Here is an 18,793-nt window from a genome sequence, read left to right on the forward strand (position 1 = left end):
GCATGCCGGCTGTCTCCTTCATAGCTAGACCACCACATCCATGAGCAGGTTGTCTCTGTGTATGGCCTCGGGATACTGGTTGTCACCAAGAACGTCCTTCAGGTCGGCACTCTTCATGCCGAGCACCTTGCGCAGGTCTGCCGCCGTGTAGTTGCACAACCCCACGCCGATGATCACACCATCCCCCGTGCTCACCCGCACAAGTGCGCCGCGCTGGAAGTTGCCTTCCACCCGCACGATACCGGCAGGCAGCAGGCTCTTGCCGCGCTCGGCAAGCGCCTTGACGGCACCGTCGTCCACCACCAGCACGCCGGAAGGATCGCCGTTGTAGGCCATCCAGAATTTGCGCCGTGAAACGGCCTTGGCTTCGGGGCATATCCATGTCCCCAGCATTTCACCGGAAAAGGCGCGGACAATGGCCTCAGGTTCACGGCCGGAAAGAATGAGGGTGGGCACCCCGAGCTGCGCGGCACGACGGGCGGCCAGCAATTTGGAATACATGCCGCCGGTGCCTACAGAGGTTTTGCCGCCGCACATGACATCAAGATCCAGATCGTGCAGGTCTTCGATAACCTCAAGCGGACGCGGATTGGCCACCTTGTCGGGGTTGTCCGCATACACGCCGGAAGCTGAAGTCAGGTTGACGTAGAGATCTGCCTCCACCACGTTGATCAGCAGCGAGGCAAGGCTGTCGTTGTCGCCGAATTCGAGCTCCCGCACGGAGACGGTGTCGTTTTCGTTGACAATGGGGATGGCCCGCCATTGCAGCAGCGAGGCAAAGGTGTTGCGGGCGTTGAGGAATCTGTGTCGGCTCTTGAGATCGTCTCGGGTAAGCAGAATCTGTGCAGAAAGCTTGCCGTGCTCTTCAAACGCCTCATTATAGAAATGCATGAGGCGACTCTGGCCGATGGCGGAAGCAGCCTGCTTGTCGGGCATGCCCTTGATCTCGCAGCAGGAACGCAGCACGTTTCTGCCCGTTGCCACGGCACCGGAAGAAACAAGCACAACGTCAGTGCCTCTGTCATGCAGCTGGGCAAGCTGCCCCGCAAGACTGCGCACGATGTTGATATCCACGCCAAGGCCGGTGGTGAGCACAGCACTGCCCACCTTTACAACCACCCGTTTCGCGCTGTTGAGAACCTGTTCGCGCTCCTGTTTCCAATCCATGTCCAATTCCGTACGGCTGGGTGTTGTACATAGACCCGCTATTCGCGGGTCCAGATCACTTCCACTTCTTCCTCGTCGTCCACTTCTTCCACCCAGTCGCGGGCAGAATTGATCGGGGCATGGCGCTCTACAGTTTCCTGAATACGCCACATCTCTTCGACGATTTCTTCGACACCCTCGCCATGCAGGGCAGACATGAAATACATCTTGCGGCCGTCTTCGGCTGCTTTCTTCTTCAGAGCTTCGACAAATTCTTCGTCCACAAGGTCTATCTTGTTGATAACCTGCAACTGAAGACGCTCACCCAGAACGGAATCGAACTTCACCAACTCTTCGTTAATGAGGTCGAAACCGGCCCACGGGTTCTCGATATTGATGTCTTCCGCACTGAGAATATGCACGAGAAAACGGGTGCGCTCGACATGCTTGAGGAAGCGGATGCCAAGCCCCTGCCCTTCATGCGCCCCTTCGATGAGGCCGGGAATATCCGCAATGACGAGACGCTTGTCGTTATCCACTTCATGAATCATCACGCCGAGATTGGGGGTGATGGTGGTAAACGGATAGTTGGCGATCTTGGGACGGGCTGCGGAAACCTTGGAAATAAAGGTGGACTTGCCCGCGTTGGGCAGACCGAGCAGACCTGCGTCTGCAAGAATCTTCAGTTCAAGGCGCAAGCGCTTGTATTCGCCCTCTTCGCCGGGCTGGGCAAAGCGGGGAACACGCATGGTGGAAGACTTGAAAAATTCGTTACCGTGTCCGCCACGTCCGCCCTGAGCAATAAGAATGCTCACGTCAGGTTCGGAAAGGTCGGCAATCATGGTTTCGTGACCGTCTTCGTCAACCTCGAACACAAGGGTACCCACAGGCAGATCGATGATCAGATCATCGCCCTTGCGGCCGAACATCTGGCTCCCCTGACCGGGACGCCCGTTCTCTGCACCGTAGTTGCGCTTGAGACGGAAGTCGTACAGCGAAAGCAGCTTGGTGGAACCGCGCAGAAAGACGTTGCCGCCCGCGCCGCCGTCACCGCCGTCGGGACCGCCGCGGGGAATGAACTTTTCTCTCCGGAAAGACAGACAGCCGTTGCCGCCCTTGCCGGCGCGCACGGTAATGGTGGCTTCATCTACAAAACGCATGATATTTGCCTACATTCCTTAGTGAAGATGTACGAAAGCCTAACACAACGATCGGCCTCCGTACAAGAAAGCATTGCGGCGGCCACCGGCCGCCTAAAAAAATGGGCGAAAGACGCATAGCGACTTTCGCCCAGTTCCGACTTTGCTGAAAAAGGTTACTCAGCCACTGCGGGAACGATGCTCACGCGGGTCTTTACCTTTCTCTTGCGGGTGTACTTTTCGTACTTAACCACGCCGTCGACCTTGGCGAAGAGGGTGAAGTCTCTGCCGATGCCGACGTTCTCGCCGGGATGCACCTTGGTGCCGACCTGACGAACAAGAATGTTGCCGGCCAGAACGATCTGACCGCCAAAACGCTTAATGCCGCGTCGTTGTCCCTGGGAATCGCGTCCGTTTCTGGAACTACCACCAGCTTTTTTATGTGCCATGACGTATCTCCTGACAGAAAAAAATTACTCGGCCCGTAAAATCTAGGCCTGGATGCCCTTGATCTTGAGAGCAGTGAATTCCTGACGGTGCCCCTGCTTCTTGCGGGAATCCTGACGACGGCGCTTCTTGAAGACAATGATCTTCTCGCCGCGGCCATGCTCCAGAACTTCAGCGGTAACCTTGGCGGAAGCCACATAGGGCGCGCCTACAGCGAACTTGTCGCCGCCAACCATAAGAACCTTATCGAGAACGACTTCGCTGCCGGCTTCAGCTGCAAGCTTTTCTACAAAAATCTTGCCACCTTCTTCAACACGGAACTGCTTGCCGCCCGTTTCGACGATCGCGTACATATATATTCCTCCATAGAAAGAGAGAGGGAGACTTACCCTCTTTCATCAGGAAAAGTCAACCCAAATTCATCTCGTTTGTTGCAATAAAGTCTCACAAAAAGTGAACCGCTTCCGCTACCACAAGGGTAATCACCTTGCAAGCGTTTTCGCAAGACTTCGTCCGATATTATGCTTTTCTCCCCACGTATTCCCGCCCCTGCCACACCTTACAAAGTTTTATAACAGCAAGATACACTTTTCCAGTGACACGCAACAGCAATTATGTAAAAAAGACCTTGAGTGTGTCTCATCTCGTGTCCGGGGAGAAGTACCGCACCAAAGCCCTCCCCCAAGGCTTATTCTCCCCGGACCCCTTTCAATCCCCAATTCCTTTGCTTTTTCCGCCAGCTCTCAATATAATGATTGCTTCTGGCTCATTTCCCTTTGGCTTAACTTGCACCACATGAGGCGCTTCATGAAAGGCATCATCCTTGCGGGCGGTTCCGGCACCCGGCTTTATCCGATCACTCACGGCGTATGCAAACAGCTGCTGCCGGTTTTTGATAAGCCGATGATCTATTACCCTCTTTCCGTGCTCATGCTTTCGGGAATCAGGGAAATATGCATCATCTCCACCCCCAAGGACCTCTCCCGTTTCCGCGACATGTTCGGTAGCGGCAAGCAGCTCGGACTCTCTTTCGAATACATTGAACAGCCCAGCCCGGACGGTCTTGCTCAGGCATTTATTCTTGCCCGGGACTTCATAGGCGACTCGCCCGTATGCCTCGTGCTTGGCGACAACCTGTTTTACGGACACGGCCTTTCAACGATTCTGGAGCAGAGCGCGGAACTGACCGACGGCGGCATCGTCTTCGGCTACAAGGTGCGCGATCCCGAACGATACGGGGTTGTGGAGTTCGACGCCTCCTTCAAGGCACTGAGCATCGAAGAAAAGCCCGCCGTGGCAAAATCGCGCTACGCCGTCACCGGCCTCTATTATTATGATAACAACGTGGCCGACATTGCCGCCTCGCTCCGCCCCTCCGCCCGTGGCGAGCTGGAGATAACCGACCTCAACAACGTATATCTCGAACAGGGCAAGCTGGACGTGCAACTGCTCGGACGCGGCGTGGCATGGCTGGATACCGGCACCTTCGAATCCCTGCATCAGGCTGCCGCCTTTGTGCGCGCCGTTCAGGACAGACAGGGACTCAAGATCGCCTGTGTTGAGGAAATTGCCTATCGCAAAGGGTACATCAACGATGCGCAACTGGCGGAACTGGCCAAGCCAATGCTCAAAAACGACTACGGCCAATATCTTATGGATGTCGTGCAGGGGTAATACGGATACGCTCTGCTCTGTCCCGTCGGCTGAACGTCGCAACCGGCCCTCATGTGGCAAGGACGGCAGCGGACAGCAAATCAAAGTTCACCACCCCTGACCGGCACAGACTTTTCCAAAAAGAAAGGCCTGTCCCGTGCAAAACGGAACAGGCCTTCAAAAATTCTTGACCCACAGCATGTCAGAGCATAGAGGCTGACACAACATCAGTTCGCCCACGAACCTCGTCATATCCGGCCCTGCCACCCTTACGATGGCCGCTCTGCCACAATTGCAACTGGAACCACAACCCGATCAGATCAACCTGCGGCCGCCCACAGCCGCAACCGATCTTAATGATGATCGAGGTGGTCGCCCTTCTTGATGCGGTAGAATGCAGTGGAAACGATGATCACGAAATAGATGAAGATGAGGCTCACACCCACCATGCCCTGAGGGGTGGAGTGCATCATATTCTCAAAGAGTTCGGCAACCATACTCAGCTCCTTTTCTCAATCATTACATGTAAAACCTGCAGAAAAAGTAGTTGCCGCAATTCGCGTAAAAGTCAAGAATCAAATTGTGATTTTGAGCACAAATACGTGCCATACGATGACGCCGCAGCACGGCCCGAACACGCGCCGTGCCTGACACAACCTACCGATTACGGAGCCCCAATGTCCCCCGAAACAATATCTGCCGGCACCACGCTGGAACTCACCATACACTCCCTTGCAACCGGCGGTCAGGCCATTGCCCGCCACGACGGCATGGTCGTCTTCGTAAACAGGGGGCTTCCCGGTCAGACAGTGCTTGCCAACATCATCCGCACCAAAAAGCGCTTCGCCGAAGCTGACCTTGAGCGTGTGCTCGTTCGCAACGAAACGGAAATACAGCCCTTCTGCAAACACTTCGGGTTATGCGGCGGCTGCCACTGGCAGCACCTGCCCTATGAAGAACAGCTGGATTGGAAACGACGCTTCGTGGAAGATTCCATCCACCGCATTGCCGGTTCGGAACAAATCACGGCCCGGCCGACCATCCCCTCACCCGACCGCCTCCACTACCGCAACAAAATGGAGTTCGCCTTTCTGCAAGGCAGAGATGTGGTTCATCTGGGACTGCGCAGAAGCGCCTCCCACTCCATTATCAACATCACCGAATGTCACCTGCAGTCCGACCGCACGGTTGCCATTGTCCAGCAGGTACGCGCATGGGCCAACAGCCACAAGCTGCTCAACGCCTATGACCAGCGCAGCGGCAAAGGGTATCTGCGTTTTCTCGTTGTCCGAGAAACCAAGCAGCATAGCATGCCCGGCAACCAGACCCTGGTGCAGCTCATCACCACACCGGACTGGTCTCCCACAGGCCAGCGCAACACAATGGTGCAGGAACTGGCAGATGCTCTGAAACGCGAAACTGACGGTCAGACAAGCTTCGTCCATTCCACCCGCACCTCCAAGACGCAGGTGGCCTATGGCGAGAACATCATCTTTTCAGAAGGCCCCCGGACACTCTCCGAAACACTTACGATTGACGGGCAAACCATGCCTCTGAATATCGGCGGAGCCGATTCCTTCTTCCAGACCAACACCAGAGCTGCAGAAGCCCTGTATACCAAGGCACTGCAACTGGCTGCACTTACCGGCACCGAAACAGTCTGGGACCTGTACTGCGGCGTGGGCGCACTGTCTCTTGCTGCTGCCATGCGGGCAAAGCGCCTTGTCGGATTTGAAATTTCCGCAGCTGCTGTCGGCACCGCTGCAGAGAATGCTGAGAATCTCGCTATCACCAATGCCGTTTTTCATGCAGGAGATGTACGGCACACCATGGAGCGCGAACAACAGGCTCCTGACGTACTCATCACCGACCCGCCCAGAGGCGGCATGCACCCTGATGTAGTAGCCGCCATTGCAAAACTGGCCCCCAGTCGCATTGTGCACATTGCGTGCGATCCGGCCACGCAGGCACGCGACATAGGCCTGCTGACCGAACACTATGACATCAGCGAAGTGCAGCCAGTGGACATGTTTCCCCACACGCCGCACGTGGAGAATATCGTACTGCTTACCCGCCGCGGTTAGCCGGCTTCCGGCAACGCAAGGACCCTTTTCCTGTGCGGGTCTGTGCGATTTGAACGGATTGAGCGGATATGTGCGGGGGAAGGCATACAAACGCATAACCCCTTATGGACGAAAGCGAAAAACTGTTGTACGGGAAGGCAAACATCATTCCGCATCCCAAAAACCCCGGGAGTGTGCCATAATGAACCGTCTGCGTATTCCCCTGTCGCTCGCAGCAGCCACCCTGATTGGTGCCTTGCTGTGGACAGCCCACCCGCTGTCCGTTCGGGCAGAGTCCACCTATGTGGGCACCGATGCCTGTGCCGAATGCCACGAAGATCAGTACAACAAGTTCAAGAAGTACGCTAAGAAAGCCAAATCAGCGCACAGCGTGAAGATCATGGCGCCCAAGCTGACCCGCAGCGAACTTGAAAGCTGCTATGGCTGTCACACAACGGGCTATGGCAAGCCCGGCGGGTTTGAGAGCTTTGAAAAAACGCCTCATCTCAGCGATGCCGGATGCGAAGTCTGCCACGGACCGGGATCGGAGCATGTGGAATCAGGCGGCGATCCGTCACTTATCCACAATCCGGAGATGAACGAATGCCTGACCTGCCATAATGAGGACAGGGTGAAAAGTTTCGGATTCCGCCCGCTGCTCCACGGCGGCGCACACTAAAAAATAAGCCCTCCGCAAGGAGGGCTTTTTCATTTTACTTAATCTGCCCGCATTAAAGGCTGCGGTTGGCAGCCCAAAGCCGGACAAAAAACGGACAGGCCGTCACCAGTCAACCTTGATGACAATCTTGCCGGAAGAGTCACGCTCTATACCGGAAAGGTCTTCCACCTCATCAATACTCCCGCCGGCATCAAGAATCTTTTTCTTTTCCAGCCGTATCAGTTCAGTGAGAAGGGCTGTCTGCTTCTCGCTCAATTCCAGGAACTGGCAGCCAACCCTGTCGTCTCCCACAAACCGGACCACGGCCTGCACCTTCTTCAGCCGCACATCTATCGTATCCATAAGGTGAAAACGAAACACCTGCCCCGTCTCAAACATGCCTTCATCAGCCTTGAAGCAGATTCCGCCCATGCTGATGTCTATAACGGTCAGAGCGTCCCGCCCTTTGCCTGCACCAATGAAAAAGTCGGCAAGAGGAATTCTGGGGTGTCGCCTTTTCTCTTTCCACCCCACCTGCGGAGTGTCCTGCACAATCAATGCTTTCGGCCCGGATGCAGCGCCTGACCGTTTCGTGGGTCCGGCTTCGCCGAAAAGAACTTCCGCAAGGTCTCCCCCATCAGATTGACACAGCGCTGTGCCGCTGCTCTTGCTGACTGCCCCGGTCTGGGGCTGAGGGTCTCTGAGCAATGTGTTCAACTCGTCAGCCGACAAGGTGCCGGAAGAAGAATTCGGAAGTGAACGTTTATCACTCTCATGAGAAAGATAGGCCGCTGCCACTTCGCGAAACACGTTCGCGCCATCACCTTCCTGTTCCGCGGCAGACTCCAGCACCGCCAAAGCTCTGTCCGCATACCCGCATTCGTTCAATTCCTGGGCCACGTCCAGCAGAAGATTGGCCGTTTCAGGCAAATTCTCGGAAGCCGGCCCCAATCTTCGCACGACCTTACCGGCCTCTGACACGCGCCCCTGCTTGGCAAGGGCGGTAACAGCCTTACGGCGAAAGACATACGCCTTGGCAGAGTCGCCCATCTTCGAAGAACATTCTGCCAGAGAAAGCAAAGCTTCCGGAAAGGCGGCCTTTCGTTTGAGCGCGGCAAGGAACAGCTTGGCGGCCTTGCCATACAGCTTCTTGCCAAGCAGCTGCATACCGGCATGGAACAATCTGCGGGCATCCTCTTCCGGATCAATTGGGTCTGGCGGCCCTGCTTCCGGAACAGATTCAGCCACGTGTGCCCCGGGCCGGACATGGCTGCGCACCACAGAGGCCACACCTTTTTTCACATCCTCCGGAGAAGAAACGGCCAGACACATGGCCGCACCGGCATCAACAGCCTTGCGGGAATCTTCGGCTCCACATTCAGGCAAAATGACCATGACAGACAGGCTGCCGAGCGCCGCATCGGCACGAATGGCCTTGAGTAAGGTATAATCGTTCCGCCTTGCAACAGAGCCGCTCAACATAAGAATATCAAAGGGAGTTTTCTTGAGCGCCACAAAGCCGCCCTTGACGGAAGGAGCAAACAGCAAGCGCACTTGCCCCATACCGTCAAGACCCTTGCGTAGCATTTCTCTAATGGCAGGCTGCTCTTCAATAACGAGTATTTTCAGTATTCTGGACATGCGTGCCCCGCACTCGGATAGAGTATTGCGTTACCCCGTAATGCCCCTATACAACGTCACTCCGAGAAGGTCCATGCCTCTCCTTCGTTAGTGAACGGCTACATATTAGCCCGTTTCGCAGTCATGACGCCAATCGCTATCCTGACCAAAGTTGTCACCTTCATGGCCGCAGGCGACATCGTTGACGGGTCCCCCCCGTAGCGGCGCACAAGGGCCTCCAGTGCGCGCCGATGCTCATCGCCCTGCTCAAGAACCGTGGCAACCCCTGTGGCATGGACACTTTCGAAAGCCATACCAATATCGCACGCTTTGGCGTTTTCAGGAACAACCAGACGCCCTGTACTGATGGCGCTGACAGATACATTGGGATTGGCGCGGATGCAGTCCAGCTTTTTGCCGGCAGCAGCACAATGGAAATAGATGTTCCCATCGAGATAGACGTGGTTGAGCGGCACCTGATAGGGAGCACCGGCAGAAGTATCATCCTGCATGGCCAAAGTCATATGCAGCGCCTCGGCAAGGATGCGCTCTTTTTCTTCTACGGAATCCACGTTTCTGTCTTTGCGACGCATATTTTTTCCTTTTGCTGTTTGAACGATCAGCTTGCTTACTCTCGTGAAATGTGTGAAAAAAAGTGCTCTCGATGTTCCTCAACCGTTGACGGTCTTCATATCGCATGATAGACCGATGCAACTTGTGAATGATTGCACGAAGTGCCCTATGGTGAATGCAGGCATGTCCGGGGTTCTCAACGGGGTTCTAAGAATGATCATCAAGAAAGACAAGGAAATCAACTCCAAAAAGTATGTCGACTTAATGGGTACCGTCGGAACGATGGGTACACATATGGTCACACACCCTGCTGTGGGGGCAGGCGCAGGCTACTTTCTGGATGATTGGTTAGGGACTAAGCCGTGGCTGTTCATAATCTGCCTTCTTCTCGGCATCGTTGCCGGATTCAGGGCGGTCTATGTGGACACACGGAAGATCATGAGAAATCAGGATAAGCAAGATGCTGAGAGATACGGGCGAGAAGATTGAAAAGCACCTGTATGCCAAAGGCTTCAGGTTGCCGGAAATCAGGTCCATTCTCAAGGTGCAGATCCTGCTAAGCATGGCTTCCGCTCTGGTTGGGGTCCTCACGGTCTGGCTGACAATGTGGCCGATCAGTTTCGCGGTGGGCGTGATTCTGGGTACATACAGCTTTTTTTCGCTGGCTAGGTTCATCCAGCAGGTCATACTGCAGAGCTACAGTCGGCAAATGCTGTGGGGATTGTTGTTCAGATTTTATGGGCGGCTTATGCTTACCGGACTCATCCTGTTCGGGCTGATTATTGAGCTCAGGGTTCCAAGTTCGGCGCTCGTGGCAGGTTTAGCCACTTGTATGGCAACCATGCTCGTAGGGATTATATCCCGAAAAGCAGAGCGGAAAATCAAGGAGGCATGAGGATATGGCAGGTGGATTGCCGCATCCGGTGCTATGGTCCACCCTCACGGGGATGGACTATGTCACCATCAACGGAGCTCACGTAGAGTTCAAGCATGTGTTCTATACCTGGATTGCCATGGCAATTCTGTTCAGCTTCGCCTTCCTGCTCAGAGGAAAGGTGAAGATGGTGCCCGGCAAAATCCAGAACGTCTTTGAAGTTATCATCGGCGGGTTGGAAGAGTTTGTCGTCAGTAACATCGGTGAAGACGGTCGCAAGATTTTTCACGTCCTTATCGCTCTGTTCTTCTTCATCCTCTTCAATAACCTTCTCGGTCTGGTACCCGGTTGCGATGCTCCTACAGCGAACGTGAATACCAACGCTGCGTTGGCTCTCTTCACCTTTGCGTACTACAACTGGATCGGTATCAAGCGTTGGGGTGTCGGCTACATCAAGCATTTCTGCGGCCCCTTCTGGTGGCTCATTCCGCTTATGTTGCCCCTGGAACTTATCTCCCACGCTGCACGTCCCCTCTCTCTGACGCTCCGTCTTTTCGGTAACATCAGAGGTGAAGAAATCGTGCTGGTACTGTTCTTCATTCTCGCACCTATCTTCGGTACTATTCCGATCTACTTCCTGTTCCTGCTCGCCAAGTGCCTGCAGGCCTTCATCTGGTTCATGCTCGGCATGATTTACCTGAAGGGTTCTCTGGAACACGCCCATTAACGGGGGAAATGGTCTTAGACCAACTAACATAATAATCTTAGGAGTGTAGTACAATGCGTAAGTTCATGATGATTGCTCTGAACACTGTTGCCATCCTGTCCGTTGCTGCTATGGCTTTCGCTGCTGAAGGCGCAAACGCTTTCGGCGACCTGGTATACTTCGGCGCCGCTCTGGGCATGGCTATTGCCGCTGCCGGCTGCGGTATCGGTCAGGGCCTCGGTCTGAAGGCTGCTTGTGAAGGCACCGCCCGCAACCCCGAAGCTTCCAACAAGATCACCGTGTCCCTCATCCTCGGCCTGGCATTCGTAGAATCTCTGGCCATTTACGCTCTCGTTGTTAACCTGATGCTCCTCACCAAGTAAGCATCCGGAATACGTGCCTGATAAGGAGGCCGCCCGGCGGCCTCCTTTTTCCGGTTTAAAATTGGGAATGATTTCACAATCAAGAAGACTTAGCCCATGACACAAAAAAGCGACCATATCCCAAGAGCCACAATCCAGCGTCTTGCCGTTTACGTGCAAGTGCTGGAAAACCTTTTGAGAGAAGGCACTGAAGTCATATCCTCCGAGCCGCTCGCCAAAGCTTGCAACGTCAACGCGTCACAGATTCGCAAGGACCTGGCTTACTTCGGTGAGTTCGGCGTCAGAGGTGTGGGCTACTACGTGAAGAGCCTGATCGAGTCCATCACCAGCGCGCTTGGTGTGGACCGGGAATGGCGTACAGTGCTCATCGGGGTCGGCAACCTTGGCCGTGCCCTGCTGAACCACAAGGAATTTCGTCTCAGAGGCTTCAACATCGTCGGTGCATTCGACTGCGACCCGTTCAAGATCGGAGAAGAAATCTCCGGACTGGAGGTTGTCTGCACCAAACGCCTCAAAGAGAAGATCGGTGAAAACGGTGCCGAAATCGGCATCATTACCACGCCGCCGGAACGTGCCCAGCGTGCCGCCAACCATCTGGTTGAAGCGGGCATAAAGGGCATACTCAACTTCGCCCCGGCGCGTATTACAGTACCCGGTGATATCAATGTGGAGTATGTCGACATATTCCATCATCTGTATGCTCTTTCGTTCAATATCACGTTCGGGAAGACCGATTAGCACACGGTGTCGCTTTCAGTTTTGACGCCCAAGGGCCCGACAGGTATATTCAGCCGGTCGGGCCTTTACATTTCTCCGGGCGGCTTGCCGCACCGGACAGAACAGGACAGGACAGGACAGGACAGGACAGGGAGGAAGCATGCCAGTTCCCATAGTGCTGCTGACTGACTTCGGCCACATAGACCCCTATGTGGGACAGATGAAAGGCGTGCTGGCTTCGCTTGCACCACACAGCCCTGTGCTGGACCTGTGCCACGGAGTTCGCCCGCAGGCAGTCATGCAGGCCGCATACTTTCTGAACGCCAGCTTCATGCACTTTCCCGAAAAGAGTATTTTCATATGTGTGGTGGATCCCGGCGTGGGAACTGACAGGCGTATAGTCTGTGCCAGCATAGGCAACCGGCACGTGCTGGCACCGGATAACGGCTTGCTCACCCCCCTGTTCGCTGAATATCCCGGTGCCGGTTGCCACATCATGGACACGGACCAGTTCCCTGACGCTTCCGCCACCTTTCATGGTCGCGACATTTTCTGCCCGCTGGCGGCCCGCCTTGCCGGAGGAGCATCCCCTGCCGAACTTGGCGCTCCCATCCACTTCTCGGAACTGCATACACCGGACTGGATTGTGCCGGTAGAAACAGACGGATCAGTGGAATGCACTGTGCAGCACATAGACACCTTCGGCAACGTGGTGCTCAACCTGCCCATTGTTCCATGGTTCGAGCGCCTCGCATCATGGCCGGATCTGTTACTCAGACTCTCGCCGCCGCTGGAAATTCTGCGGACCACAACCTTCGGCCAGTTGCCCCGTAACACCCTGGGGTGTATCGCAGGCAGTCAGGGCAATCTTGAACTGGTTCTCAACGGCGCCTCCGCAGCTCAGCACCTTAAGGTAGACCTCGGAGACACCATAACCCTCATCAGCAGCTTCTCACCGGATGATCAATATACAAACCGAAACAAATAGCTTTGCCGCCGCCATGGGTTTTCTCACGCGGCTCGGCCCTGCCCGCCTGTTCACAACCGAAGAAATGGCATCCGCCGTCAGGCACTTCACCCTTGCCGGACTGATTGTCGGTGCTATTGTCACGCTGGCGCTCCACCTTCTGTTCGGACAGGCAAACGGCGCGGTGCAAGGGTGGCTGTGGGTAGCCCTGTCCATATGGCTCACCCGCGCTCTGCACTGGGATGGCTGGGCGGACCTGTGGGATGCGTGGGGCAGCTGCGCGCAGGGTGACAAGTTCTGGGCCATCATGAAGGACAGCCATATCGGCGCCTTCGGGGTCATCGGCCTTGTCATGGGGCTTGGCGGTCAAATTCTCTTTACAGGCCAGTTGCTGGGTTCCCCGCTGTGGATGGCTCTTATATGGGCCCCCGGCTTCGGCAGAGCGGCAGCCGCCCTCATTGCCATGCTCGGCACCCCGCCGCCCACCTCCACACTGGGCAGGCTTTCATTGATCGGCGCCACCAAACCCGTTGTGGCGTTTCAAGCGCTACTTGCCCTGCTTGCCGGAATACTGCTGTGCGGCGCCAAACCCGTTGCTCTTGCCTGCGTTATCGCTGCGGCCGGTCTTACGGCCCTGCTCCGCCTTTCGCGCAGACAGAACGGGCTGAACGGTGATTTTCTCGGGGCAGCCATTATCTGGGGAGAGCTCTCCGCTATGCTGGGAGCCCTGCTTTCTCTAGCGTAATCATGTTTTCCGGCATGATCCCTGCTATATGATGCACCAGATGCCGAACTGTCGGCTTCGTGACACACAGACACATCAGCACCGGATACACCATGGCTCCGTACAAGTTCAAATTGCAGCAGGTTCTCGACTACCGGAACCAGCTGGAAGATCAGGCAAAAATGGCCTTTACCCAGGCGCAGCAGCGTTATGATGCCCATGTGGCACGTGTGAATGGGTTACGCCAGCGACTTGCCGAATACGAGCCCAAGCTGTATCAGACCAACAACCCGAGCGAACTGTGGCTGCTGCGCAACTTTGTGCAGGCCCTTACGCTGGATGTCGCCACCGCCGAGTCAAGACTGCTGCAATTGGCGCAGGAACTGAACAAGGCGCGTCAGAATCTTGTCAAGAAATCGCAGGAGCGCAAGCTTCTGGACAAACTGAAGGAAAATCAGGCCAAACGACATGCCAAAGAAGAACGATTCAAAGAACAGCAGCAATTCGACGAAACAGCAACGCTTCGGTACAAGCCTCAGGCTGTTTAGACTCTGCAAGCTGCTCGCGCTGGCGGTTGTTTTCAAGCTTGTCATCCTTGCCACTCTGGCATTGGACCTGACCGGCTGGCAGATCCCCTTCCTTTCCGCTCCTTCAGGTTCGGTCGCGCAGGTTGCCAACGCACCCGCAGCATCCGGCCTGCCGGTATCAGCCGCCGTTGCCGCCTCGCAGGCCATGGCTGCAAGCCCGGCCTTTGCAGCCAACGCAACCGCACCCGCACAGCCTGCGCAGGATTCCCTGACGTGGGAATCGCTGCAGCAGAAGCAGGATGAACTGAACCGCCGTGAACAGGAACTCAACCGCCTGCAAAACGAGCTGGACCAGAAGATACAGAACCTGCAGTCGCTGGAAACCCGCATGCAGACCATGCTCAAGGACGCGGAAGAAGCCAAGGACAAGAAGATGCGCCACCTTGTGGACGTATATTCCAACATGAAGGCCAAGCAGGCTGCCGAAGTGCTGAGTTCTCTTGATGAGGGCATTGCCGTCCGTATTCTGGCCGGTATGCGCGGCAGACAGGCCGGTGAAATTCTCACCTTCGTCAAGCCGGATAAAGCAGCCCGTCTTTCCGAGGCCCTGACCAGAATGCAATTGCCTTTTGAATAGGTTCCCATGCCACGACTCAAGATTCTCGTAGCCTACGTTGGCACAAACTATTGCGGCTGGCAGATTCAGAACACACTCTCCCGACGCCCCCAGCCCACTATTCAGGAAGAGTTGGAGCGCATTGTCGAACGCGTGACAGGCAGCCCCATCCGCGTATTCGGCAGCGGCCGGACAGATTCGGGCGTGCATGCCGACGGGCAGGTCGCGCACTTCGACATTCCCGAGGCAAAGCTGGATATGGACTGGCAACGCACCTTCAACTCCATGCTGCCGGACGACATTGCCGTGCTTTCCGTGGAACAGGTTGCAGACGATTTCCATTCCCGCAAGGACGCCACGGGCAAGGCCTATTCCTATTCCCTGTGGCTCAGCAAGCGATACACCCCGCCACGGCTTTTTCCCTTCGTATGGGCCACCGGCCCGCTTGATGTGGCCGCCATGGACGCCGCAGCAGCCCACCTTGTGGGTACGCACGACTTTTCAAGCTTTCAGAACGTGGGTACGGACATTGAAACCACCGTGCGCACCATTCTCGGCATCACGCGAACGCCGCTGGGCACCGTTCCCACGGAAGACACGCCCATGCAGCTCACGTGGCGCTTTGAGGCGGACGGCTTTCTCAAGCAGATGGTGCGTAACCTCATGGGCACGCTGGTCGCCTGTGGTACCGGCAAGCTTTCGCCGGACGACGTGCCGGCCCTGCTCACGGCCTGCGACCGGACCAAGGCCCCCTGCACGGCTCCGGCACAGGGGCTGAGTCTCACCCAAGTCTATTATTAGGCCGACTCCCTTTTTGTGCAGGAAAACCCTTTTTTGTTTTCGCCTCCGGCGGGCAGGGGGATAATCCCCCTGCACCCGATGTTAGCGGGCAACTATGTCTTGTTAGCATCAGCCGCGGCTTACTGAAGTCTGTTTTATTTTCAAAAAACTGAACTTTGTCATTTACAAAAAAAACACCCCGATGTGAGTCGGGGTGTTTTTTTTCCTGAAATTCGTTGCCGCAGACTAGGTGTAGTTCGGCTCTTCTTCCTTGATGATCTGGAAGGCCTTGTTCGACTTCACAGTGCCGCTTATGCCCCAGAACTTGCGCACGCCGGCCACGGTACCTTCCAGCAGGTCATCCGTGTCGGTATCCAGCAGCAGCACGTCGCCTATCTTCAGACGCAGAAGCTGGTTGCCGGTAATCTTGGTTTCCCCGAAGCGAATCTTCATTTCAACCGGGGTTTCCATCAGACGCTCCTTCAGACGCGCAACCCATGCGTGGTCCACTTCCAGACGCTCCGTCTGGAAACTGGCGTGCAGCTTGGAACGGATAGGTTCGATGGTGGCGTAGGGAAGGCAGATGATAAGCGAGCCGATGGCCGTTTCCAGTTCCACTTCAAAGGTGATGACAACCACAACATCGCTGGGCGGCACAATGGCTGCGAACTGGGGGTTGATCTCCGAACGCACGAGTTCAAGGTTGACCTCGTGCACAGGCCGCCACGACTCTTCCATGTTATCGAGCGTGATCTTGATAACCCTGTCCACAATGGCCTGCTCGATACGGGTAAACTCGCGGCCTTCAATCTTCGGCTGCGAGCCTGCTCCGCCGAAAAAGTTCTCCACCAGTGCGAAGACGAGACGGGAGTCGACAACCACAATGGCATTGCCGCGCAGCGGCTCCATCTTGAAAATATTGATGCTGGTGGGTACGGGCAGCGAACGCATGAAATCGCCGAACTTGGTCATATCAATGGATATGGGGTTCAGTTCCACACGCTTGCGGATGGTGTTGGATAGGGCGTTCGTGCACAGCCGCGCAAAGCGGTCGTTCACGATTTCCAGAACAGGCATGCGGCCGCGGATAATGCGGTCCTGGTTGGCAAGGTCAAACGGAACGATCCCGGAGTCATCCTCCGGAATATCGGTCTCGCTTTCTATCTCTCCGCCGGACAGACCCCGTAAAAGGGCATCTACCTCGTCCTGGGCAAGAATCTTGTTCATAAGCCGCAATGCTCCGTAAACTTAAGTGCCTAATACCCTACGTCCTGCAACGCCCAACGGTCAAGCGCGCTTCGATGTTGGCGGTTTGACATGGACACGGTTCCATGAACAATCATGCATGTTTGGTGCCAGAAGACATACCCCGGCACATCCATACATAATTTAACTCTTCGGATTAATTAGGCAAGATTGGGATATCGACGTTTGATACGCTGAATGACATCCGGATTGACGTATCCGAGCAGGGAAAGAATTTCATCTATTTCGTAGGGCGATTTGGACTGCTGCTTATAATTCTCGGCTTTTGCCAGATCTTCCGGTGACAACAGCTTTTCCGCCAGCAGAACGTCCACAATGGTATGCTGCGCTGTCGTGTTCCGCTTCCGCGCTGCAGGTTTCTGCACCCCGGTAATCAGGTCGCCGCCCTCGGTAAGAGCGCCTATGCTGTAATCATCCACGCCGTCAAGCTGGCGTGTCAGAGAAAGCTCCATTTCCTTCAGGTCTGTAAGCGTCTGTTTTGTTTCACGGTACTTCAGTTTCAACTGCTGCTTTCGAGCACGTTGAATCTGAATTTTTTCCGTAAGTCCTGTTGTGGACTGATAGCCGAATCCGGCAACGCCGATAATCAGCACAAAAACAATAAATACGCCAAGTAGCATTGACATGGAGCCACCCCTTACCCGACCTGGCGGACATGTACGGTCTGCGGACTATTCACTTTGTTACAATTTCTAGACTTTTACCAGATATCATATGTGAAGAGCAAGTGCATAATCACTCCGTTCACAAGCCACGCGCGGTTTCGGGAGCATTGCTGCCATCTGCATGGCACCTGCCGCGCGCTGCAGCACAACCCTCAACATTGCACTTGACCCACCACTCAAATGCGGTAGAACCTGTGCCACAGGGATAAAATCGAATTTGTCATTTTTTGTCATTTCGAACAATTTGCATATGGTTTCAAGCATTTTTACCGCCCAGAGAGGTCGCACCCCATGAAACGCATCATTCTCAGCCTTGTGGTTACCATGCTGTGCCTCGTGCCGGTCATGGCGTCCGCTGCCGGAAAGGTCATTTCCGTCAGCCAGTTTGTCGAACACCCTGCGCTTGATGCCGTGCTCAAAGGCACGCAGGATTACTTCAGGGACAACAAACTGGACGTGACCTTCAACGTGCACAATGCACAGGCCAACATGGCCACCACCGTGCAGATAGCCGCCCAGATCATGGGTGAGCAGCCCGATCTGGTCATTGCCATTGCCACGCCCTCTGCACAGGCATGCGCCCAGAAAATTCACGGCACCCCCATTCTGGCCACTGCCGTGACCGACCATGTGGGTGCGGGACTGGTGAAAAGCATGGAGCACCCCGGCGGCAATGTTTCCGGCACCTCCGACATGCTGCCCGTGGCACGCCAGCTTGACCTCATCCGCGAATTTCATCCCGGCATCAAGACCCTTGGTGTTATCTACAACTCGGGCGAAGCCAACTCCGTAACCCTTGTCAAACTGCTCAAGGCCGCCTGCGATGCCGCAGGCATCAAGCTTGAAGAAGCCACCGTGCTGAACTCCGCCGGTATCTATCAGGCTGCCAAGAGCCTTGTGGGCCGTGCGGAAGCCATCTTCCTGCCCACGGACAACACCGTCATTTCCGCGCTGGAATCCGTGGTGAAGGTCTGCCGCCAGAACAAGCTGCCCCTGTATGCTGCCGACAACGACTCGGTCGAGCGCGGCACCATCGCGGCCCTTGCCTTCGACTACTACAAGCTGGGCTACCAGACAGGTGCCATGGCCAAGCGCATTCTCTTTGACGGGGCAGATGTTTCCACCATGCCTGTCGAATCTCTGCAGGAACTCTCTCTGCACGTGAACCTGAAGGCTGCCGAGGCTATGGGCGTAACCGTGCCGGAAAGCGTCCTCTCCCGAGCCGAAAAGGTAATCAAGTAACCATACAACGCATCAACAGGGCGGGGG

At 55.6% G+C, this 18,793-nt stretch carries 23 protein-coding genes; 14 read left to right on the top strand and 9 right to left on the bottom strand.

Annotated elements, in window-relative coordinates; genetic code table 11:
- Positions 1–24: 24 nt before the first annotated feature.
- The 4 genes from proB to rplU form a co-directional block, all read right to left on the bottom strand.
- Positions 25–1,167, bottom strand: a complete 1,143-nt coding sequence (gene proB / locus HUV30_RS01440) for a glutamate 5-kinase (protein WP_174403615.1) — start codon at positions 1,165–1,167, stop codon at positions 25–27.
- A 38-nt stretch (positions 1,168–1,205) separates the two neighbouring features.
- The gene (gene obgE / locus HUV30_RS01445) at positions 1,206–2,306 is read right to left on the bottom strand and encodes a GTPase ObgE (RefSeq protein WP_174403616.1); all 1,101 of its coding nucleotides are present in this window, start codon (positions 2,304–2,306) and stop codon (positions 1,206–1,208) included.
- A 155-nt stretch (positions 2,307–2,461) separates the two neighbouring features.
- A complete protein-coding gene (rpmA, locus tag HUV30_RS01450) occupies positions 2,462–2,734 on the bottom strand; it encodes a 50S ribosomal protein L27 (RefSeq protein WP_174403617.1) in 273 nt (90 codons plus the stop codon).
- Positions 2,735–2,776: 42 nt separating this feature from the next.
- Entirely contained in the window at positions 2,777–3,085 is a 309-nt protein-coding gene (gene rplU / locus HUV30_RS01455; RefSeq protein WP_174403618.1) for a 50S ribosomal protein L21, read from the bottom strand.
- A gap of 454 nt (positions 3,086–3,539) precedes the next feature.
- Here rplU and rfbA point away from each other — a divergent pair, with 454 nt between their 5' ends.
- Complete coding sequence (gene rfbA / locus HUV30_RS01460; RefSeq protein ID WP_174403619.1) at positions 3,540–4,406, top strand: glucose-1-phosphate thymidylyltransferase RfbA; 867 nt, start codon at positions 3,540–3,542, stop codon at positions 4,404–4,406.
- A gap of 332 nt (positions 4,407–4,738) precedes the next feature.
- On the opposite strand, the gene HUV30_RS01465 is transcribed toward rfbA, so the two are convergent.
- Positions 4,739–4,882, bottom strand: a complete 144-nt coding sequence (locus tag HUV30_RS01465) for a hypothetical protein (protein WP_174403620.1) — start codon at positions 4,880–4,882, stop codon at positions 4,739–4,741.
- A 180-nt stretch (positions 4,883–5,062) separates the two neighbouring features.
- On the opposite strand from HUV30_RS01465, the gene rlmD reads away from it, so the two are divergent.
- Both rlmD and HUV30_RS01475 read left to right on the top strand, forming a co-directional pair.
- Positions 5,063–6,469 (top strand): 23S rRNA (uracil(1939)-C(5))-methyltransferase RlmD, encoded by a 1,407-nt coding sequence (rlmD, locus tag HUV30_RS01470; RefSeq protein ID WP_174403621.1) that lies wholly within the window; start codon positions 5,063–5,065, stop codon positions 6,467–6,469.
- 181 nt (positions 6,470–6,650) lie between these two features.
- Positions 6,651–7,127 (top strand): cytochrome c family protein, encoded by a 477-nt coding sequence (locus HUV30_RS01475; protein ID WP_174403622.1) that lies wholly within the window; start codon positions 6,651–6,653, stop codon positions 7,125–7,127.
- 102 nt (positions 7,128–7,229) lie between these two features.
- Here HUV30_RS01475 and HUV30_RS01480 read toward each other — a convergent pair whose 3' ends face one another.
- Together HUV30_RS01480 and HUV30_RS01485 are read right to left on the bottom strand one after the other, a co-directional pair.
- Positions 7,230–8,747: a PilZ domain-containing protein gene (locus HUV30_RS01480; protein ID WP_174403623.1), complete on the bottom strand. Its 1,518-nt coding sequence runs from the start codon at positions 8,745–8,747 to the stop codon at positions 7,230–7,232.
- 98 nt (positions 8,748–8,845) lie between these two features.
- A complete protein-coding gene (locus tag HUV30_RS01485; RefSeq protein ID WP_174403624.1) occupies positions 8,846–9,319 on the bottom strand; it encodes a pyridoxamine 5'-phosphate oxidase family protein in 474 nt (157 codons plus the stop codon).
- Between the two features lie 193 nt (positions 9,320–9,512).
- On the opposite strand from HUV30_RS01485, the gene HUV30_RS01490 reads away from it, so the two are divergent.
- The 10 genes from HUV30_RS01490 (at position 9,513) to truA (ending at position 15,614) form a co-directional block, all read left to right on the top strand.
- Positions 9,513–9,788: an AtpZ/AtpI family protein gene (locus HUV30_RS01490; RefSeq protein ID WP_174403625.1), complete on the top strand. Its 276-nt coding sequence runs from the start codon at positions 9,513–9,515 to the stop codon at positions 9,786–9,788.
- Positions 9,760–10,194, top strand: a complete 435-nt coding sequence (locus HUV30_RS01495; protein ID WP_243452030.1) for an ATP synthase subunit I — start codon at positions 9,760–9,762, stop codon at positions 10,192–10,194. The genes HUV30_RS01490 and HUV30_RS01495 overlap by 29 nt, the downstream gene beginning before the upstream one ends.
- 4 nt (positions 10,195–10,198) lie before the next feature.
- The gene (gene atpB, locus HUV30_RS01500; protein ID WP_174403626.1) at positions 10,199–10,900 is read left to right on the top strand and encodes a F0F1 ATP synthase subunit A; all 702 of its coding nucleotides are present in this window, start codon (positions 10,199–10,201) and stop codon (positions 10,898–10,900) included.
- 53 nt (positions 10,901–10,953) lie between these two features.
- Positions 10,954–11,262 (top strand): ATP synthase F0 subunit C, encoded by a 309-nt coding sequence (locus tag HUV30_RS01505; protein WP_174403627.1) that lies wholly within the window; start codon positions 10,954–10,956, stop codon positions 11,260–11,262.
- Positions 11,263–11,358: 96 nt separating this feature from the next.
- On the top strand, positions 11,359–12,000 hold the full coding sequence (locus tag HUV30_RS01510; protein WP_174403628.1) for a redox-sensing transcriptional repressor Rex: 642 nt from the start codon (positions 11,359–11,361) through the stop codon (positions 11,998–12,000).
- 139 nt (positions 12,001–12,139) lie between these two features.
- Positions 12,140–12,967, top strand: a complete 828-nt coding sequence (locus HUV30_RS01515; protein ID WP_174403629.1) for an SAM hydrolase/SAM-dependent halogenase family protein — start codon at positions 12,140–12,142, stop codon at positions 12,965–12,967.
- A complete protein-coding gene (locus tag HUV30_RS01520) occupies positions 12,939–13,691 on the top strand; it encodes an adenosylcobinamide-GDP ribazoletransferase (RefSeq protein ID WP_174403630.1) in 753 nt (250 codons plus the stop codon). Before HUV30_RS01515 ends, HUV30_RS01520 begins: the two co-directional genes overlap by 29 nt.
- A 92-nt stretch (positions 13,692–13,783) precedes the next feature.
- On the top strand, positions 13,784–14,218 hold the full coding sequence (gene fliJ, locus HUV30_RS01525; RefSeq protein ID WP_174403631.1) for a flagellar export protein FliJ: 435 nt from the start codon (positions 13,784–13,786) through the stop codon (positions 14,216–14,218).
- Positions 14,139–14,834 (top strand): MotE family protein, encoded by a 696-nt coding sequence (locus HUV30_RS01530; protein WP_174403632.1) that lies wholly within the window; start codon positions 14,139–14,141, stop codon positions 14,832–14,834. The genes fliJ and HUV30_RS01530 overlap by 80 nt, the downstream gene beginning before the upstream one ends.
- Positions 14,835–14,840: 6 nt before the next feature.
- Positions 14,841–15,614, top strand: a complete 774-nt coding sequence (gene truA / locus HUV30_RS01535) for a tRNA pseudouridine(38-40) synthase TruA (RefSeq protein WP_174403633.1) — start codon at positions 14,841–14,843, stop codon at positions 15,612–15,614.
- 225 nt (positions 15,615–15,839) lie between these two features.
- Here truA and fliM read toward each other — a convergent pair whose 3' ends face one another.
- Entirely contained in the window at positions 15,840–16,820 is a 981-nt protein-coding gene (gene fliM / locus HUV30_RS01540; RefSeq protein ID WP_174403634.1) for a flagellar motor switch protein FliM, read from the bottom strand.
- A 179-nt stretch (positions 16,821–16,999) separates the two neighbouring features.
- On the bottom strand, positions 17,000–17,485 hold the full coding sequence (locus HUV30_RS01545) for a hypothetical protein (protein WP_174403635.1): 486 nt from the start codon (positions 17,483–17,485) through the stop codon (positions 17,000–17,002).
- Between the two features lie 330 nt (positions 17,486–17,815).
- Between HUV30_RS01545 and HUV30_RS01550 the strand changes: the two genes are divergently transcribed.
- Positions 17,816–18,766 (top strand): ABC transporter substrate-binding protein, encoded by a 951-nt coding sequence (locus HUV30_RS01550; protein ID WP_174403636.1) that lies wholly within the window; start codon positions 17,816–17,818, stop codon positions 18,764–18,766.
- Positions 18,767–18,793 lie beyond the last annotated feature (27 nt).

It is taken from the genome of Desulfovibrio subterraneus (assembly GCF_013340285.1).
Classification (GTDB): Bacteria; Desulfobacterota; Desulfovibrionia; order Desulfovibrionales; family Desulfovibrionaceae; genus Halodesulfovibrio; species Halodesulfovibrio subterraneus.

What these genes read in the sequence shown, in the direction of transcription:
- proB (WP_174403615.1), bottom strand. Translation starts at nt 1,167, where the DNA reads ATGGATTGGAAACAGGAGCGCGAACAGGTTCTCAACAGCGCGAAACGG.
- obgE (WP_174403616.1), bottom strand. Translation starts at nt 2,306, where the DNA reads ATGCGTTTTGTAGATGAAGCCACCATTACCGTGCGCGCCGGCAAGGGC.
- rpmA (WP_174403617.1), bottom strand. Translation starts at nt 2,734, where the DNA reads ATGGCACATAAAAAAGCTGGTGGTAGTTCCAGAAACGGACGCGATTCC.
- rplU (WP_174403618.1), bottom strand. Translation starts at nt 3,085, where the DNA reads ATGTACGCGATCGTCGAAACGGGCGGCAAGCAGTTCCGTGTTGAAGAA.
- rfbA (WP_174403619.1), top strand. Translation starts at nt 3,540, where the DNA reads ATGAAAGGCATCATCCTTGCGGGCGGTTCCGGCACCCGGCTTTATCCG.
- HUV30_RS01465 (WP_174403620.1), bottom strand. Translation starts at nt 4,882, where the DNA reads ATGGTTGCCGAACTCTTTGAGAATATGATGCACTCCACCCCTCAGGGC.
- rlmD (WP_174403621.1), top strand. Translation starts at nt 5,063, where the DNA reads ATGTCCCCCGAAACAATATCTGCCGGCACCACGCTGGAACTCACCATA.
- HUV30_RS01475 (WP_174403622.1), top strand. Translation starts at nt 6,651, where the DNA reads ATGAACCGTCTGCGTATTCCCCTGTCGCTCGCAGCAGCCACCCTGATT.
- HUV30_RS01480 (WP_174403623.1), bottom strand. Translation starts at nt 8,747, where the DNA reads ATGTCCAGAATACTGAAAATACTCGTTATTGAAGAGCAGCCTGCCATT.
- HUV30_RS01485 (WP_174403624.1), bottom strand. Translation starts at nt 9,319, where the DNA reads ATGCGTCGCAAAGACAGAAACGTGGATTCCGTAGAAGAAAAAGAGCGC.
- HUV30_RS01490 (WP_174403625.1), top strand. Translation starts at nt 9,513, where the DNA reads ATGATCATCAAGAAAGACAAGGAAATCAACTCCAAAAAGTATGTCGAC.
- HUV30_RS01495 (WP_243452030.1), top strand. Translation starts at nt 9,760, where the DNA reads ATGCTGAGAGATACGGGCGAGAAGATTGAAAAGCACCTGTATGCCAAA.
- atpB (WP_174403626.1), top strand. Translation starts at nt 10,199, where the DNA reads ATGGCAGGTGGATTGCCGCATCCGGTGCTATGGTCCACCCTCACGGGG.
- HUV30_RS01505 (WP_174403627.1), top strand. Translation starts at nt 10,954, where the DNA reads ATGCGTAAGTTCATGATGATTGCTCTGAACACTGTTGCCATCCTGTCC.
- HUV30_RS01510 (WP_174403628.1), top strand. Translation starts at nt 11,359, where the DNA reads ATGACACAAAAAAGCGACCATATCCCAAGAGCCACAATCCAGCGTCTT.
- HUV30_RS01515 (WP_174403629.1), top strand. Translation starts at nt 12,140, where the DNA reads ATGCCAGTTCCCATAGTGCTGCTGACTGACTTCGGCCACATAGACCCC.
- HUV30_RS01520 (WP_174403630.1), top strand. Translation starts at nt 12,939, where the DNA reads ATGATCAATATACAAACCGAAACAAATAGCTTTGCCGCCGCCATGGGT.
- fliJ (WP_174403631.1), top strand. Translation starts at nt 13,784, where the DNA reads ATGGCTCCGTACAAGTTCAAATTGCAGCAGGTTCTCGACTACCGGAAC.
- HUV30_RS01530 (WP_174403632.1), top strand. Translation starts at nt 14,139, where the DNA reads ATGCCAAAGAAGAACGATTCAAAGAACAGCAGCAATTCGACGAAACAG.
- truA (WP_174403633.1), top strand. Translation starts at nt 14,841, where the DNA reads ATGCCACGACTCAAGATTCTCGTAGCCTACGTTGGCACAAACTATTGC.
- fliM (WP_174403634.1), bottom strand. Translation starts at nt 16,820, where the DNA reads ATGAACAAGATTCTTGCCCAGGACGAGGTAGATGCCCTTTTACGGGGT.
- HUV30_RS01545 (WP_174403635.1), bottom strand. Translation starts at nt 17,485, where the DNA reads ATGTCAATGCTACTTGGCGTATTTATTGTTTTTGTGCTGATTATCGGC.
- HUV30_RS01550 (WP_174403636.1), top strand. Translation starts at nt 17,816, where the DNA reads ATGAAACGCATCATTCTCAGCCTTGTGGTTACCATGCTGTGCCTCGTG.